The sequence below is a fragment of the Psychrobium sp. nBUS_13 genome (assembly GCF_051201665.1).
GTDB lineage: Bacteria > Pseudomonadota > Gammaproteobacteria > Enterobacterales > Psychrobiaceae > Psychrobium.
Genome location: NZ_CP179210.1, coordinates 2,683,277 through 2,699,521 on the forward strand (window position 1 = coordinate 2,683,277; position 16,245 = coordinate 2,699,521).

The following is a 16,245-nucleotide window of genomic DNA, read 5'->3' on the forward strand; positions in this document are numbered from 1 at the left end:
CGTTTGAGAACTTGTTAGTTGCTCTTATACACATGCGACCTGTGGGCTACTTTAACGACATTTACAACAAGTAGACCATCTTTTATTTCATAAATTATGCGATACAAACCTTGCCGAACTCTATAGTTTTCTTTACCCGATAATTTTATACAACCTTCGCCGCGCGGATTATCAGATAAGGAATCAATTTTACTTAATATATTTTGTATATCGCTTTTAGGTATTACACGTAAATCTTTAGCCACAGACTTTTTAAAAGTGATTTTATATTTTGCCATGTGACTTCAAATCGTTTAGTAGATCTTCATAAGAAATTTCAGGTTCATGAGCTCGTTGCGATACGGCAGCCAGGTCTTCTTGGTCTTCACGCATCAATAAACGGACCGCTTCATCTATTAACTCAGAAACAGATAAGTGTGCGGAAGCTGCTCGCATTTTTAAAGCTTGATGTATGTCAGGTTCAAAATAAACAGTCGAACGTTTTGATAAATTACTCATAGTAGTAGCTCCATTGTTTTAATAACCAGACTATAGCACTACAACGTTATGGTGTCACTGAACATCTGGAGCAACTAACGCCAAGCTAGCCAGTAGCGTGCTGGCACATTGTTTTGCGGCAGTTTGCAAAAAATGTGACAGTTTTAGCCGTCTTCTTGATACTCATTGAGCCCTCTCCCTAAATTTAGCAGTAACTGCTAAATTTAATGGCGACAACCGTAATCAGGAGAAAGCCCAATGAACTTTTACAATAGCACACATCCTTACTACTGCGGCATCGATTTACACGCCTGGTAATTCTGGGACACTCAATTCTTTCATATAATTCTGGGATATAATTCTGGGACACTCAATTCTTTTAGACGTCCAAAACTACTAGGAAAAATTATCTAATTCGGCTACTGGTTCAACGTGTCATTGAAGAAATATCGATGTATTTGGAAGACTACAAATCAAGCTCATAAAATAATGGCAATAATGAGTATTTGGAACAAGAAAGTCTCTCAATCAGGTGATTGATAAGGTGTGAATTTGCTTATTTAACTGTCAAATTAATATTTGTCAGCCAACGCCTTTATACCAACAGTCATGATGGCTATTAGCGCATCGTTTTAATGATTCTTTACTACCCGCAAAGTTGCCGTACTGTCGTCTAAAGTTTCTAATTGTCTCTAACCACTCATCTTGTGATAGTCCCAGCTCATGAATTAGTTTTGGAGTATCACCGTCAATAAACCCAGATTTATTAGGATGAATTGCCCTACCACTCCAATCGGCTAGTGCAAAGTAATCTGCTGCTGAAAATGCAATCGCATTCTTATCTTGGCTAAGTCCAAAGGGTATCAGTGATCTCGGCTGGTGTTGTGTTTGCTCTTTGCGTTTAGCTGTTTGGTAACATTTTATACGCTCTTGAATCGACGTGAAATCACTGCTCGTTAGGTCATCACACATATTGGCACGTATGGGATTCAAATCGACATACATCATACAACTGAGCAATGCGGTTTCATCAAGCAAGGCTTGTGGTTTATACCTTCCCTCCCAGTAGCGCCCACATTCAGATTTATGATGTTTTTTAAATAGCTATTTCTCAAACTTACCGATGTGAAAATTGCAAATTTTCTAATTTAGATTTTACTGACATCGAATTTTCTTTTGTACATATTTCTAAAATCGGATACTTAAGGGTCACATTTACATTCCTCAATATTTACAACAAGGTTAGTACAACGCTAATCAAATAAGTTTGAGTTATATAGTTACTATATTCGCCCCTTGCGTTATTTGCCTATATTGACGCTTGATTGTGTTTTTCTTCCACACAAATATCAGTGAAATACACCGTGTCGACGCTATTTTAATGCGGTGAACCACTCGAACATGGCTCTGTGTTGACTCTTGTTCGCCAAATAACGACCTAATTCTTTGAGCTGTTGACGATCTCGATAGCCGGTGATTCTATTCTTTAGCTCGACTAATGCCTTGCTGGACTCACCTTGACCATCAAGCGATAAAATAAAAGCGTACAGGTATTGCGATGATTGAGGGTCAAGCACCGTAGCCTGTTGAAAATAATCAAGCGCCTTTTGATGTTGACGCATTCGCACCAAGTGCAGACCATAGGCGTAAGATAACGCCCCTGATTTAGGTAAATTCTTTAACCCTTGATCTAGTACTTTTTTCACATCGCTATGACGCTGCATACTTCGATACAAATCAGCCAAATTGATATAGCCAGTCTCATAATAAGGTTCAACATTAATGGCACCCAAAAAGGCTTTCTCTGCGTCAGTAGCACTGCGTTGGCGCATGGCTAGCATCCCCTGGTTCGCTTTTCCTTCGCCGCGCCAGCTGTTGATCTCATTGCTATTTTTCAGTTCTTCAAATGCAGCAATAAACGACCGCTGAAAGCTTGTCGCTATTTTATCGGTGGCCAAACTCGTTGCCGCCGCCACCCGAACGGCCTTGTTGTTATCCGTCAATAACGGGCTAAGGTGCTCTACCCTTAAGTCTGGCGACAGTAAGGCAGCGGCATTGGCAGCGCTCAATCTAAGTAACGGCTCAAGATGCGTCAAATAGGGGAGTAAAGCTTTGCTAGCGACTGTTTGTGTCGTCATATTTAATTGCTGAAGTGCGCTTGCGCGGCTGATTATATCCAGCTCATTATCGGCAACAATCGATAGGTGTTGGTCAAGGGTTATTCCTTGTCCTGAATTGAGCGCCATAAGTAATTGCTTACTTTGTCGATAAGGCGTGGGCTTGCCATGCCACTGTGTTAGCGTATCACTGGCCCATTGATTATTTTTGTCTTTATGGCAATTGATACAAGCATTGGGCGTACCGTATTTGATGGACAGATCAGGCCTTGGAACTTTAAAGCTGTGATCACGTCTATCATCCACCCCCATATATCGAGTGGTTGGCATATGACAGTTCACGCACTTCGCGCCAGCAGAAGATGCAGGATGCTGGTGATGTGATTTAACATTATACTGCTCTCCACTGTGGCATTGTAAACACAAGCCGTTGTTAGCGGCTTTTACTTTCATGGTGTGTTTATCGTGACAGTCTAAACAATTAACACCTTTGGCAAACATTTTACTCTGCAAAAATGAGCCATAGACATAAACCTCTTCTTTGATTTGTCCATCGACATGATAACTTGGTGCTGTTGGCATTTGCGGCATAAATTGTTGTAAAAATGGTGTTCGCGGTTTAAATCCATCTGTAAGCGGCGCGCGTAGCGAGTGGCAAGCAAAGCACCCGTCCATAAAACTATTATCGCGTTGCTTACCTCGCCATGATGCGGTCTTTTGGTCTTTTTCCCTCAACCAATACCCTTTTTTGTTAATCGCGTTTGAACCTGTTTTCACCGCAGTGTCGACGTTATTTTCAGTGATTGAATCGCCATGTTTACTCATCTTGCCATGACAGGATTGACAGCCAACATTAATGTTATCAAAGGTGGTATTAAAGGTGTTTTTAAGGCTATCGTAATTTCGTTTAAGGCCATCAGAATGACAGTCGGCGCACATGCCATTCCAGTTTTGGAGGGGTTGTCGCCAGTGCAGGCGATCCTTTGGCGCAATTTCTTCATGACTATAGTTGTGATACCAACGCTGTCCACCATCGATTTTGTCTCGACTATCCCAAGCAAACGGCAGAACCTGTAATTTCCCCGGCTGCGTTTCAACTAAATATTGCTGTAATGGAAAGTGACCAAATGTATATTTTATTGGATAGTCGTCTCGGCGTTCCCCATAAGAAATAGTCACACGATATTGACCATTTTTGACAAAGAAGAGGGCTTGCTGGCCGTAATGCGTTACCCGTTTATTGTCAAAGTCGCCTTTGACGGAATCACTTGTCGCTAGCGCCATCGCCTTAGCGTGATCCGATTGCTGCCAACTGTGATACTCAGACTTGTGGCAGCCTATGCAGTTGTTATAGTTAGCTGAAGGATTCGTCGATTGCGCTTTGATTGAAAAAGGCGCCACAATAAAAAGCACCAGTAATAGTTTTAATACGCACAATTGATGCATCTAACCATCCTTTATTATCATGATTAATGAATTGAACTTACGGTAACAATCACTTGAGAAGTATATACCGAAATTCCCTTGGGAATTTCCAAGTGGTTTTGGTATGTGCAGAGTTATCAGAAGGCAAAATGCCACTATCTTTTATTATTAATAAAAAACATCTTAGTTTGACATGCTCACTTACACCAAGTAAGTTGTGAACATTACATATAATAATCACAATAAGATAAATGTGCAACGTTTGACGATGCCACAGTTACCGATAAAGTGATATACGCAGCCAGAGGTAAAAATGACAATAATAACAAAGACTTCAAGTGATAATATTAATCAAAATAACATCACTAAGCCACCTATTTTAGCAAAACAGTACATACTCCCGTTTATTTTAGTCGCCGCTCTTTTTCCATTATGGGGATTTGCCAACGATATAACCAATCCGTTAGTTAAAGCATTTAAAGACATTTTTCTTATTAGCAACGCGCAAAGTTCGATGGTGCAGTTTGCCTTCTATTTAGGGTATGGCATTATGGCTATTCCTGCTGCGATTTTTATTCGACGATTTTCATATAAAGCCGGCATTCTCTTAGGGTTAGCACTTTATGCGATTGGCGCATTATTATTTTTGCCAGCAAGTATGACGGCTCAATTCAACTTCTTTTTATTGGCCTTATGCGTATTAACCTGTGGACTCGCGCTTCTAGAAACAACGGCCAATCCATACATTCTATCAATGGGCTCATCAGAAACCTCAACTCAGCGTCTTAACTTAGCGCAAGCGTTTAATCCAATTGGTTCGCTTGGAGGTATGTTCGTCGCTTCCAATTATATTTTGAGTGAATTAAAAGTTGAAGAATTTCGCGCAACTCAACGGGCTGAGCATCCAGAGTATGCCGACATGCTACCGTCTGTAGTTGACGGAAAGCTAACGCAGGCGCTGGCAGAGTTTTCAGTGGCTCAACCTGAAGCACATCAAGCCATGCAAACGGCTGATCTAATTACTGTACGTGGCCCTTATATTGTTATTGCGTCTGTCATAGCGATCCTGTTTGTCGTCTTTTTATTGCGTAAACTACCTGACACAATCACTCATGATGAGCCATTAACAACTAACGTACTAAAAAATACTTTTATACGCTTACTTTCCAACGCAAGATACCGTGAAGGGGTTATCGCGCAAGCTTTTTATGTTGGCGCGCAAATTATGTGTTGGACATTTATAATTCATTACGGCATGACATCTGTCGGCTTAACAGCCGCGCAGGCACAGCAATATAATATGGTAGCGATGGGGATCTTCCTCGCAAGTCGATTCATTTGTACTTTCTTGCTCGCAAAAATACGTCCCGGTCAATTATTACAATTCTTAGCCATAGGTGGCATTACCTTATCATTTGGTACTATCTTTATTGGTGGAATGACTGGCTTATATTGTTTAGTTGCAACGTCAGCTTGTATGTCATTAATGTTCCCGACAATCTATGGTATTGCGTTGAAAGATACCGGTGATGATGCAAGCCTAGCGTCGGCTGGATTAGTGATGGCAATTGTTGGTGGTGCTTTAATGCCGCCATTACAAGGCAGTATGATAGATGGTGCTTCATTGCTTGACGATATTCCGGCGGTTCAAACCTCTTTCGTGTTACCGCTAGTTTGTTTTATTGTGATTGCAATCTATGGATATCGGGCCCATCACACCCATAAAGCCTAATATTAAGCGGTCATAATATAATATTAATATGTTTTAAAAGAGCAGCTTAACCTGCTCTTTTTTGTTTGTAGTGCCAAAATCACTCTTTACCATTGCACCGGTATGTTTTTTATTTATAATAAGCAACATACCCATATCACTATAATAAGGTTTTTTTATGAGCAACGCCCTTAATTCAATAAAAGCACTGTTTTTACTATTGTGCGCCGCTAGTGCGTTGGCTGTGTTACCAAGTTACTCAGCCCAAAGTGAGCGCCCTAACATTTTACTTATCATCACCGATGACCAATCCATTGATACCATTAATGCATTAGGCAACGATGCTATCAATACGCCCAATATAGACCGCCTAGCACACACCGGTATGGCATTTACCCATGTCTTTAATCAGGGGTCTTGGTCTGGTGCCGTTTGCGCGCCAAGTCGTCAAATGATTAATACGGGTCGCAATCTCCATACGACCGGTTTTTCGCCAAAATCAAATAAGACGAGCCATCCACTCATGGGTGAAACCTTTAGAAACGCCGGCTATGAAACATTTATTACCGGTAAATGGCACGTTGGAGATGACGCGTTAAAACGTTCTTTTTCAATCGGCCGCGCAGTACACGAAGGTGGCATGGCGCCAATCAGTAAAGGGGGCCAATGGAACCCTTGGTTGACGGATTTTGGCAACGATATTAAATGGGCTAAAAAGCAAAAGAGACAGCACACCAGTGAAGCTTTTGCCGATGCAGCCATTAGCTACCTTGACAGTAAGGCGCAACGAAATAACAATCCCTTTCTGATGTATGTTGCATTTACCGCACCTCATGATCCGCGTCAATCACCACAGTCATATGTTGATAAGTACCCCGCTGAGGGCATGGTTTTACCACCTAACTTCGTCCCGATGCCAGAAATCGATGCGGGCGATTACAACATTCGCGATGAAGCATTAATGACTTTCCCTCGCACCGAGCAACAAACCAAAACGTTTATTGGTGAGTATTACGCGATGGTGGAGCACATGGATACACAAATTGGTCGTATTCTCGATAGCTTAGAGAAATCACCTTTTGCTAAAAATACGTACATTATTTTCACATCCGATCATGGCTTAGCTGTAGGTAAGCATGGCCTTGCGGGCAAACAAAATGTTTATGATCACAGCATTCGTGCGCCTTTCATTATGGTAGGTGATGGGATTCCCGCCAACAGCCGTGCCAAAGGCATGTTCTATCTAAATAGTATCTTTGCAACAACGGCAGAACTAGCAGGTATTGATGCACCAGACTCCCTACAAGGCCCAAGTATCATGCCTATTGTGCGTGGTGAAAAGACGGTCATGAACGATTATATCTACGGCAGCTACCGTCACTTCCAGCGCATGGCGCGAAGCCACAGATACAAGTTGATATATTATCCGCTACTAAAACGTAATGTGTTGTTTGATATGAAAAACGATCCATGGGAAATGCATGATATTTCTGAAAAAGCAGGCAGCGATAAGATTATTAAACACCTGACCGCTAAGCTAGAACAGTTAAAAACCCAAGTGGGCGACCCATTAACCAATAGCGACCCTGTTAATAGTTATCAGCCGTTTACTGGCAAAGTCAGACCGGGTTTTCAAAAGGACAAAATTGGGGTTAAACAAACAGTCTTTACCGAGCATTAACTTATCCCTAGTGTTTGACAGCGCTCATCGATTAGATTTTTTATTATTAGATAAGCGCTTTTTCCCGTCACCATGCAAACGCTTACTGCCATTTCATTAAGTTTGTGATCGTGCTGTGCAGGGATAAATTAGTCTAAGCAAGGCTCGCGATTGTCAATGAAAACAACGTCGCCTTGGCATACTTTAACCAACACAACTAAGTCGAAATGTGATCGAATTGGTATGACGTAAGCAAAACAACATACCACTTCTTCTTGATACCTTGTGTCCTCATTTCGAGTTGCCTTATTGCCTAAAAATACGCAGATGTTTGTAGATTAAAGTAGAGCTATTGGTCATTTTAAGTGATTCCGATCGCTCAAAAAATAACGCTGTAGCCACACATTTCATAAAAACTAAATTATTTTGGACAATCACATGAACGATTTTCGTCAACAAGCCCTTGATTACCATGCCAGCCCGACACCGGGTAAAATAGGCCTAGCCATCACAACCCCCACTCAAACCAGTCTGGATCTATCGCTCGCCTATAGTCCTGGTGTCGCTGAGCCATGTATAGAAATAGCCAAGGATCCCGAGGCGGTATATCGTTATACAGGTAAAGGCAATACGGTTGCAGTGATCAGCAACGGTACGGCAGTGTTAGGCCTAGGTAACATTGGTCCGATGGCCTCAAAACCGGTTATGGAAGGAAAAGCCTTGTTGTTCAAACGCTTTGCCAATATCGACGCATTTGATATTGAAGTGACCCATAGTACCGTCGACGAATTCATCGATACAGTGGCTAATATTAGTGACAGTTTTGGTGGCATAAACCTTGAGGATATTAAAGCACCTGAGTGCTTTGTGATTGAGAAAGTATTGGCGGAGCGTTGTCAAGTTCCGGTTTTTCATGACGACCAACATGGTACAGCAATCGTCACCGCGGCCGCGTTACTTAATGCCTTAGAGATACAAGGAAAAGATCTAGCGCACGCAAAAATTGTCTGTTTAGGTGCGGGGGCCGCAGCTATAGCGTGTATGACGTTATTGATTAAATGTGGCGCACAACGCAAAAATATCTACATGCTAGATACCAAAGGGGTGCTCCATAGCCAGCGCCACGACTTAAACGAATATAAACAGCAGTTTGCCAACGATACCGACTTACGAAGCTTGGCTGACGCCATGCATGACGCTGACGTTTTCATTGGTGTCTCAGGCCCTAATTTGCTAAGCCCCGAACTTCTCACCACCATGGCCGATAATCCTATTGTTTTTGCCTGCTCCAATCCGACACCCGAAATAGCACCGGCGCTGGCTCATCGAGTGCGAAGTGACTTAATTATGGCAACTGGGCGCTCAGATTATCCCAATCAGGTCAATAACGTGTTGTGCTTTCCCTTTATTTTCCGTGGAGCCCTTGATGTGAGAGCAAGCACGATTAACGACGAAATGAAAATAGCCGCCGTAAAAGCGATCAGTGACATCGCTAAACAAGCGGTGCCAGATCACGTATTAACAGCTAGTGGTGCTACTTCTCTGTGCTTTGGAAAAGACTATATTATACCAAAACCAATGGATCCTAGGCTTTGTGAACAGGTATCAATCGCCGTGGCAGAGGCAGCAATAGCTTCCGGAGTGGCACGATTACCGGTCCATCTAACGTGCTAAAGACTATTAGGGTCTGTTAATTATTGGATCACTTGCGCTTGTTAAAATCAGCGATTACTACGTTGTGTTCAATCCCAATATGTAAGCTATTGCTCATTCAAGCGCCTTGTTCTCGTTAATTTTTCCTGAGCACAATAAGACCCTAGGGTAATTGGTCTTTTCTTGCAGATTGTCGGCGATGCTCTGCTCGTCATCCAATCGCTTGATGACGGTTTACATTCTAAAAAATTTGGCCCCAGACAATGTCATTTGCCTATAAAACACATTTTATATTCCATTACTCTCACACAGTATTAAGTGATAACTTTTATTAAATCATCTAATTACAACAACATAATATTCTAAGTTATGGGGGGGTAATTGCTTACAATGATGATATTCAATTGATTTCCACAGTAAATATTAAAAATAACTTTCATTGCCCCCTCAAAAAGTGTACATTATAATTAAAGAACACATTAAGTCGTACATATCGTCATTGCTCTATGACGTACTGCCGCCACAAGGAATAGAACATGATGAAGTCAATCGTTTGCCAACAACCCGGCGAACTACAATTTTTAGAAAGTACAAAGCCAAAACCTAAAGCAGGCGAGGTATTACTTAAAATTCGCGCCATTGGGGTTTGCGGTACCGATATCCACGCTTATGGCGGTAATCAACCATTCTTTACTTACCCACGCGTTCTTGGCCATGAGCTCTCAGGCGAGATTGCAGAATTAGGTGAAGGGGTTGATCTCCCCCTTGGTAAGGCCGCGTATGTTATTCCTTACTTAGAGTGTGGTGAATGTGTAGCATGTCGTGTCGGAAAAACAAATTGTTGCACCGACATTGAAGTGATTGGCGTGCATCGCGATGGTGGAATGTGCGAATATTTGTGTTTACCCGCCTCACATGTTGTGCTCACCGAGGGTGTCCCTTTCGATCAACTTGCTGTCGTTGAATGTTTAGCCATTGGTGCCCATGCCGTGCGTCGAGGTGACGTTAATGCAAACGACACCGTCATGGTGTTAGGTGCAGGGCCAATAGGTCTAGGTGCTGCGCAGTTTGCCAAGGTAGCTGGCGCCAAAACCTTTGTTGCCGATGTCAATGACGATCGCTTAGCCTTTGCAAGCCGCGAACTTGACATCGATGCAACCGTAGATTGTAAAGGCGATGTAAAGGCGCAACTTGAGCAGCTTACCGATGGTGACTTCCCAACTGTAATCATCGATTGCACCGGCAATCCTGGGGCAATGCAATCCACCTTTGGCTGGTTAGCGCACGGTGGTACCTTAGTGTTTGTGAGCGTTGTTAAGGCCGATATTAGCTTTAACGATCCAGAGTTCCATAAGCGTGAGACCACGTTAAAAGGCAGTCGTAATGCAACAAAGGAAGATTTTGAACACGTGGTCAATTGCTTGGCTAATGGCAGTGCAAAATCAACGTCTATGGTAACGCACAAAACCAGTTTTTCTGACTTTCCAGCAATTTTCCCTGAGTGGGTCAAACCCGAAACAGGCGTTGTTAAAGCTGTAATAGAACTGAACTAAGTAAATTATGCCGCCGGTGAGATGATGTCGTGTTATCTCACCTTCCAAAGAGATAAACGCCATAACAGAGGTCTATATGTATATCGATGCCCATCATCATTTATGGAATTATAATGCAGCAGAATATGATTGGATTGATGATTCAATGACGGCATTAAAACGCAATTTCCTTGTCGAAGAACTTGAACAAACGTTACACCAAAACGGTTTTTCAAGCAGTATTGCGGTGCAGGCTCGCCAATCGATTGAAGAGACGTTATGGCTATTGTCGCTTGCCGAACAAACCGAACTCATTAAAGGCGTTGTTGGCTGGATAGATCTAAAAAGTGACACATTAACTCAGCAGCTAGATACACTTGCCCATCACACAAAATTGGTTGGTTTTCGCCATGTAATTCAAGGGGAAAACGACCCTAGTTTTATGGAAAATCCTGATTTCATTCGTGGTCTTAAAATACTTGCCGACAGGGGCTATCGTTACGATTTACTCATTTTAGCCCACCAATTACCGGCAGCACTCAACATGCTTAACATGGTGCCACATCTCCACGTTGTCATCGACCATATTGCCAAACCCGATATCAAATCATCGAGCGATTTCACGCAATGGCAACAAGGCATGGCAGCACTTGCGAAAAATCCAAACTGTTATTGCAAGCTCTCCGGTATGGTCACCGAAGCCGATTGGCAGGACTGGACAAATAGCGATTTACAGCCGTTTATGCAAACGGTTTGGGATCTCTTTGGTCAGCAACGCATTATGTTCGGCTCAGATTGGCCAGTGTGTTTAGTGGCCGCTCAATATCAAGTCGTAAAACAAGTTGTCGTTGATTTTGTCCAGGCACAGTCTCCCACAGCCAAACAATTAGTGCTTGGTGACAATGCCCAACGATTTTATCGGCTGTAATCGCCAATCCCGACGACAAAACACTACAGTAGAAGCGTTTCCGCTATTGCGTTAACCCGTTGGGGTATCAATGATTAACGTGAAGCGATGTAAAGAAAATTAAGTGAAGAGCATTGTGTGATGACCCAAACAATTAACGAACAACAGCCCACCGTAAAAAGTACGATTTTGGTACACCGCAAAGACACTGTCGCCGTGGCATTAGAGGATTTGTCTAAAGGCGCTATTATCACCATTAATGATAACAACATCACCCTAAATGAAGACATTGGTCGTGGCCACAAAATTGCCTTAGGTGATCAAGATATCAACGAGCAAGTGATCAAATATGGCTATTCCATTGGCTATTTAACCGCGCCGATAAAAGCAGGCGACTGGGTACATAGTCACAATTTAAAGACACTGTTGAGTGACGACGATCAGTTTTCATACCAACCAAATCAACAAGTGCTAGACAATCGTGATAACGCGACTCATGACATGCCTACTTTTATGGGGTATCCACGCGATAATGGCTTAGTCGGCATTCGCAACGAATTATGGATAATTAACAGTGTTGGTTGCGTCAACCATTTAGCGCAATCATTAGTACGCCAATGTCGGGATAAATTTAGCGATCTTGCCGATGATTTCTTGGCGGTAACGCATCCCTTTGGCTGCTCTCAATTAGGGGACGATTTAGCGCAAACGAAGCAATTGCTTGCCTCTCTTGCGGCCAATCCGAACGCTGGTGCCGTGTTATTTTTAGGCTTGGGTTGTGAAAACAATCAACTATCATCACTCATCAAAGCGCTGCCAGGTGAAATGAGCGAACGCATCGCCTATTTTAATGCCCAAGAAGTGGATGATGAAGAAGCGCAAGGTATGGCGATGATTGAACAGCTATTAGCTACCATGGCCAATGATAAACGCGTGCCCTGCCCTGTGTCTAAACTGACGTTAGCAATGAAATGTGGCGGCTCAGATGGATTAAGTGGCTTGACGGCCAACCCACTGCTTGGCCGTATCAGTGAAAAAATGGCGCGCTACGGTGCCACCGTTATCTTAACTGAAACGCCAGAAATGTTTGGTGCCGAGCAGGTGTTAATGAACAATGCCGCTAACGAAGCGGTTTATCAAGACATTGTCAGTCTTGTTGATAGCTTTAAACAGTATTTTGTTGAGAACAATCAACCCGTTTATGAAAATCCGTCTCCCGGCAACAAAGCGGGCGGTTTAACAACCTTAGAAGACAAGTCCTTGGGGGCTATCCAAAAAGGCGGCAATGCCTTAGTACAAGGAGTCATTGCCTATGGTGAAAAAGCCACGGCTAAAAACGGCATCACCTTATTACAAGGTCCGGGTAATGACGCCGTGTCATGTACCGCACTGGCAGCAAGTGGCGCCAATATGGTGCTGTTTACAACAGGTCGAGGCACGCCATTAGGGGTGCCCGTACCCACCGTAAAAATTGCGTCAAACACCAGTTTAGCGACCCGTAAAAAACATTGGATTGACTACGATGCGGGTCAGCTGCTGCGCCTTGATAAGACTCAAGAACAATGTACCGAAGAATTTTTTCAGTTGTTGCTTGAAATCGCGTCTGGCAAAGCCACTAAAAATGAACTCAATCAATTTAAAGAAATATCAATTTGGAAAGGCGGCGTAACCCTCTAGGGCATGGCCGAAACACTCATGAATTTATCAAATAATACTGTAAATGATATCGCCAAAAACGCGGCGATAGTGACGCCTCAATACGATAGAGACAATACCAAAATCGGCATCGTTCACCTAGGTCCAGGCGCTTTCCACCGCGCTCATCAAGCGGTCTATACCGAAAATGCTATGAATGTTGCCGGTGGCAACTGGGGCATTTGCGGCGTATCACTACGAAGCGCGACCGCCCGCGATGTGCTTGCCGCACAAGACAATCTTTACACCTTAGCCATTTTAGACACCGCAATTAACTATCAAGTCATTGGCGCGCTCAAAGAAGTGCTAGTAGCTAGCGAACAATCGCCACAAGTTATTGCACGGCTAGTGTCACCCGATACCAAGCTCGTTACGCTGACAATCACGGAAAAAGGCTATTGTTTAGGCGCTGATGGTCGTCTTGATTTAACCCATGACGATATCATTAACGATCTCGCAAGCCCTAGCCAACCGAGCAGTGCAATTGGCTACATTGTGCACGCACTTAAACAGCGTAAAGCGAGTGCAATTGAGGCGTTTAATGTGCTTAGTTGTGATAACGTCTCTGGTAACGGAGATAAACTTCGCCGCGCCGTGATAGATTACGCCGCGCAAATCGATACTCATTTAGCTGCGTGGATACAAACCCACGTCGCGTTTCCAAATGCCATGGTCGATAGCATCACACCTAAGACTGAAGACTACACCATCGATAGCGTATCCAAAGCCATTGGCGCACGCGATGAATGGCCAATTCAGCGCGAACAGTTCACCCAATGGGTCATTGAAGATAACTGGCAAGGAGCACGTCCTGCCTGGGATAAAGTCGGCGTGATATTTACCAGCGATGTGGATGGTTTTGAGAAAGCCAAACTACGTTTACTCAACTGTTTACATTCCACATTAGCGTATGCTGGATCGTTGGCAGGATTTGAAACCGTGTTTGATGTCACCAATGATGACGCCTTTTATCAATTTATTTGTCGCTTAGCCAACGACGAAGTCATCGGATCATTTATCCCCCCTAAAGAGCTTGATGTTGAGGCTTATAGCAAGGAGATTATCGCGCGTTTTCTAAACCCAGAAATTCGTCATCTACTGAGCCAAATTGCCTGGGACGGCTCTCAGAAAATACAAATGCGCGTATTGCCAATTATTGCCGATAATATTGCACTGGGGCGTTCAACCAAGTTGTTATCACTATCACTCGCCTGTTGGTTTGAGTTTATTTGCCGCGCGTTAAAGGAAAGTCGCGACATTGTTGATCCATTGGCTGAACAGCTGATCAATAATTCAGCACTGCGTAGTAATGACTGCGGCGAGGTAGTTGATGCATTTTTAGCAATCGAGTCTATTTTCAGCGCAGAGTTGGCGCACAATAGCGACTTAAGATCGCAGCTAGTCAATAGCCTCACGGCACTACGCAATACTACTAATATCACTGATATCAATTTAGTTGTGGAGAAATTATGTTAAAGCCAAGCTTTGCTGCCTTAGTGAAAGACAGCCCGATTTTGCCCGTACTGCATATGGAAAGTGTTGAAGATGCAGTCAATGTTAGCCGCGCCTTATATAAAGGTGGCATCACCTGTGCCGAGATAGTGCTACGTTCCCCCGTCGCGCTTGATTGCATTAAGGCGGTCAGCGAACAAGTCCCTGAAGTCACTGTTGGGGTTGGCACATTGACCACAACACAGCAAGTAGCAGACGCGGTTGCCGCTGGCGCACAATTTTTAGTCAGCCCTTCATTCACTAAAGAGCTCGCTAGTGCAATGATTGAGACGGGTTTACCGATGTTACCCGGCGTCGTCTCGCCGTCAGAAATTAATCAAGCACTTGAATTAGGCATCGATGAAGTTAAGTTCTTCCCCGCGGCGCAGTATGGCGGCGCAGCAACAATTAAAGCGCTTTCGAGCGTATTTAGCCAAGTTAAATTTTGCCCAACTGGCGGAGTGAGCCTAGACAATATGGCAGAATATTTCGCTAATGACAGTATATTTGCAGTCGGCGGCTCTTGGATGGTCCCTAAAGCATTGATTGCGAAAAAAGATTGGGGAGCAATTACCGCCCTTAGTCAACAAGCGATTGCTGCAATCGCATCACAGGAAGTATGTGCATGAATAATATCATCGTGATGGGCGAATGCATGATTGAATTTGGCCGTGCAGATAGCGACACCCTCTATCACAAAAATTTTGCTGGCGATGTGTTTAACACAGCGATCTACATTAAACGCTGCCTGAAATCACAAGCGAGGGTCAACTTTTTAACTGCCGTTGGCACTGATGACAACAGCACCGACATGCTCGCGATGATGAATAGAGAATCGATAGCAAGTGATCTTGTTTATCGCTCTTCAAGCGCACAAATGGGCTTATATCTTATTAATGTTGATGATGACGGTGAACGTAGCTTTAGTTATTGGCGGGAGTCCTCGGCCGCTAAGCAAGTGGTTAGTTTCCTATGCGAGGATTTAAAAAACCCCGCATTGCAAAACGTCGACAGTTTTTTCTTTTCTGGGATTTCACTGGCAATTCTCAGCCCACAAGATAGAGAAAAACTATGGCATTTTATTGTTACACTTAAAGCGGCAGGAACCAAAATAATCTTTGATCCTAACTATCGACCAACCCTATGGCAAACGTTAGAAGAAACCAGAGACGCGTACGCAGCCGCCTTTAAATTGGCCGATATCGCGTTACCTGGTGTCGATGACCATATGGTACTTTATGGCGCAAAGACGGCCGATGATGTTGCAACATTCCTTGAGCCTTTTGATATCGATGAAATCATTATTAAAAATGGTGATCAGGGCATGTTAATTTGCATTGATGGCAAGCGTATTTTCCTTGATGTCGATCCTGTTAAGCAAGTGGTCGATACAACATCTGCAGGTGACGCGTTTAATGGTGCTTATTTAAGCGCACGTGTCTTAGGAAAAAGTGCGCAACACGCCGCTAACTTTGCCGCCAAGGTATCCGCTTGTGTTATTCAACACAAAGGCGCAATCGTTGATGAAGCCGTATTCTCTCAGCAGCTCATCGACTGTCCGATGTAGTGAAAACTAA

Annotated in this window: 13 protein-coding genes; 9 read left to right on the forward strand and 4 right to left on the reverse strand. The window is 43.4% G+C overall.

Features of this window, described 5'->3' with window-relative positions; genetic code table 11:
* Window positions 1-14 precede the first annotated feature (14 nt).
* The 4 genes from ACMAZF_RS12320 to ACMAZF_RS12335 all read right to left on the reverse strand — a co-directional run bounded on the left by ACMAZF_RS12320 (window position 15) and on the right by ACMAZF_RS12335 (window position 4,040).
* Entirely contained in the window at window positions 15-278 is a 264-nt protein-coding gene (locus ACMAZF_RS12320; RefSeq protein ID WP_435274113.1) for a type II toxin-antitoxin system RelE family toxin, read from the reverse strand.
* Window positions 265-498 carry a ribbon-helix-helix domain-containing protein gene (locus ACMAZF_RS12325; RefSeq protein WP_435274114.1) on the reverse strand — a complete coding sequence of 78 codons (234 nt, stop codon included), beginning with the start codon at window positions 496-498 and terminating at the stop codon, window positions 265-267. Before ACMAZF_RS12325 ends, ACMAZF_RS12320 begins: the two co-directional genes overlap by 14 nt.
* A 561-nt stretch (window positions 499-1,059) precedes the next feature.
* Window positions 1,060-1,485, reverse strand: coding sequence for a hypothetical protein (locus ACMAZF_RS12330; protein WP_435274115.1), 426 nt, complete (start codon window positions 1,483-1,485; stop codon window positions 1,060-1,062).
* 365 nt (window positions 1,486-1,850) lie between these two features.
* Window positions 1,851-4,040, reverse strand: a complete 2,190-nt coding sequence (locus ACMAZF_RS12335) for a multiheme c-type cytochrome (protein WP_435274116.1) — start codon at window positions 4,038-4,040, stop codon at window positions 1,851-1,853.
* Between the two features lie 292 nt (window positions 4,041-4,332).
* On the opposite strand from ACMAZF_RS12335, the gene fucP reads away from it, so the two are divergent.
* From fucP to ACMAZF_RS12380, 9 genes are all read left to right on the forward strand, one after another.
* Window positions 4,333-5,751 carry an L-fucose:H+ symporter permease gene (gene fucP / locus ACMAZF_RS12340; RefSeq protein WP_435274117.1) on the forward strand — a complete coding sequence of 473 codons (1,419 nt, stop codon included), beginning with the start codon at window positions 4,333-4,335 and terminating at the stop codon, window positions 5,749-5,751.
* Between the two features lie 157 nt (window positions 5,752-5,908).
* Window positions 5,909-7,411: a sulfatase-like hydrolase/transferase gene (locus tag ACMAZF_RS12345; RefSeq protein ID WP_435274118.1), complete on the forward strand. Its 1,503-nt coding sequence runs from the start codon at window positions 5,909-5,911 to the stop codon at window positions 7,409-7,411.
* Between the two features lie 417 nt (window positions 7,412-7,828).
* Window positions 7,829-9,064 (forward strand): malic enzyme-like NAD(P)-binding protein, encoded by a 1,236-nt coding sequence (locus ACMAZF_RS12350; RefSeq protein WP_435274119.1) that lies wholly within the window; start codon window positions 7,829-7,831, stop codon window positions 9,062-9,064.
* Window positions 9,065-9,579: 515 nt separating this feature from the next.
* Complete coding sequence (locus tag ACMAZF_RS12355) at window positions 9,580-10,596, forward strand: zinc-binding alcohol dehydrogenase family protein (RefSeq protein WP_435274120.1); 1,017 nt, start codon at window positions 9,580-9,582, stop codon at window positions 10,594-10,596.
* A gap of 76 nt (window positions 10,597-10,672) precedes the next feature.
* The gene (locus ACMAZF_RS12360; protein WP_435274121.1) at window positions 10,673-11,503 is read left to right on the forward strand and encodes an amidohydrolase family protein; all 831 of its coding nucleotides are present in this window, start codon (window positions 10,673-10,675) and stop codon (window positions 11,501-11,503) included.
* 120 nt (window positions 11,504-11,623) lie between these two features.
* A complete protein-coding gene (locus tag ACMAZF_RS12365) occupies window positions 11,624-13,159 on the forward strand; it encodes a UxaA family hydrolase (RefSeq protein ID WP_435274122.1) in 1,536 nt (511 codons plus the stop codon).
* Window positions 13,160-13,177: 18 nt separating this feature from the next.
* Complete coding sequence (locus ACMAZF_RS12370) at window positions 13,178-14,653, forward strand: mannitol dehydrogenase family protein (protein WP_435274123.1); 1,476 nt, start codon at window positions 13,178-13,180, stop codon at window positions 14,651-14,653.
* The gene (eda, locus tag ACMAZF_RS12375) at window positions 14,647-15,297 is read left to right on the forward strand and encodes a bifunctional 4-hydroxy-2-oxoglutarate aldolase/2-dehydro-3-deoxy-phosphogluconate aldolase (RefSeq protein ID WP_435274124.1); all 651 of its coding nucleotides are present in this window, start codon (window positions 14,647-14,649) and stop codon (window positions 15,295-15,297) included. Before ACMAZF_RS12370 ends, eda begins: the two co-directional genes overlap by 7 nt.
* A complete protein-coding gene (locus ACMAZF_RS12380; RefSeq protein WP_435274125.1) occupies window positions 15,294-16,235 on the forward strand; it encodes a sugar kinase in 942 nt (313 codons plus the stop codon). Before eda ends, ACMAZF_RS12380 begins: the two co-directional genes overlap by 4 nt.
* Window positions 16,236-16,245: the final 10 nt, after the last annotated feature.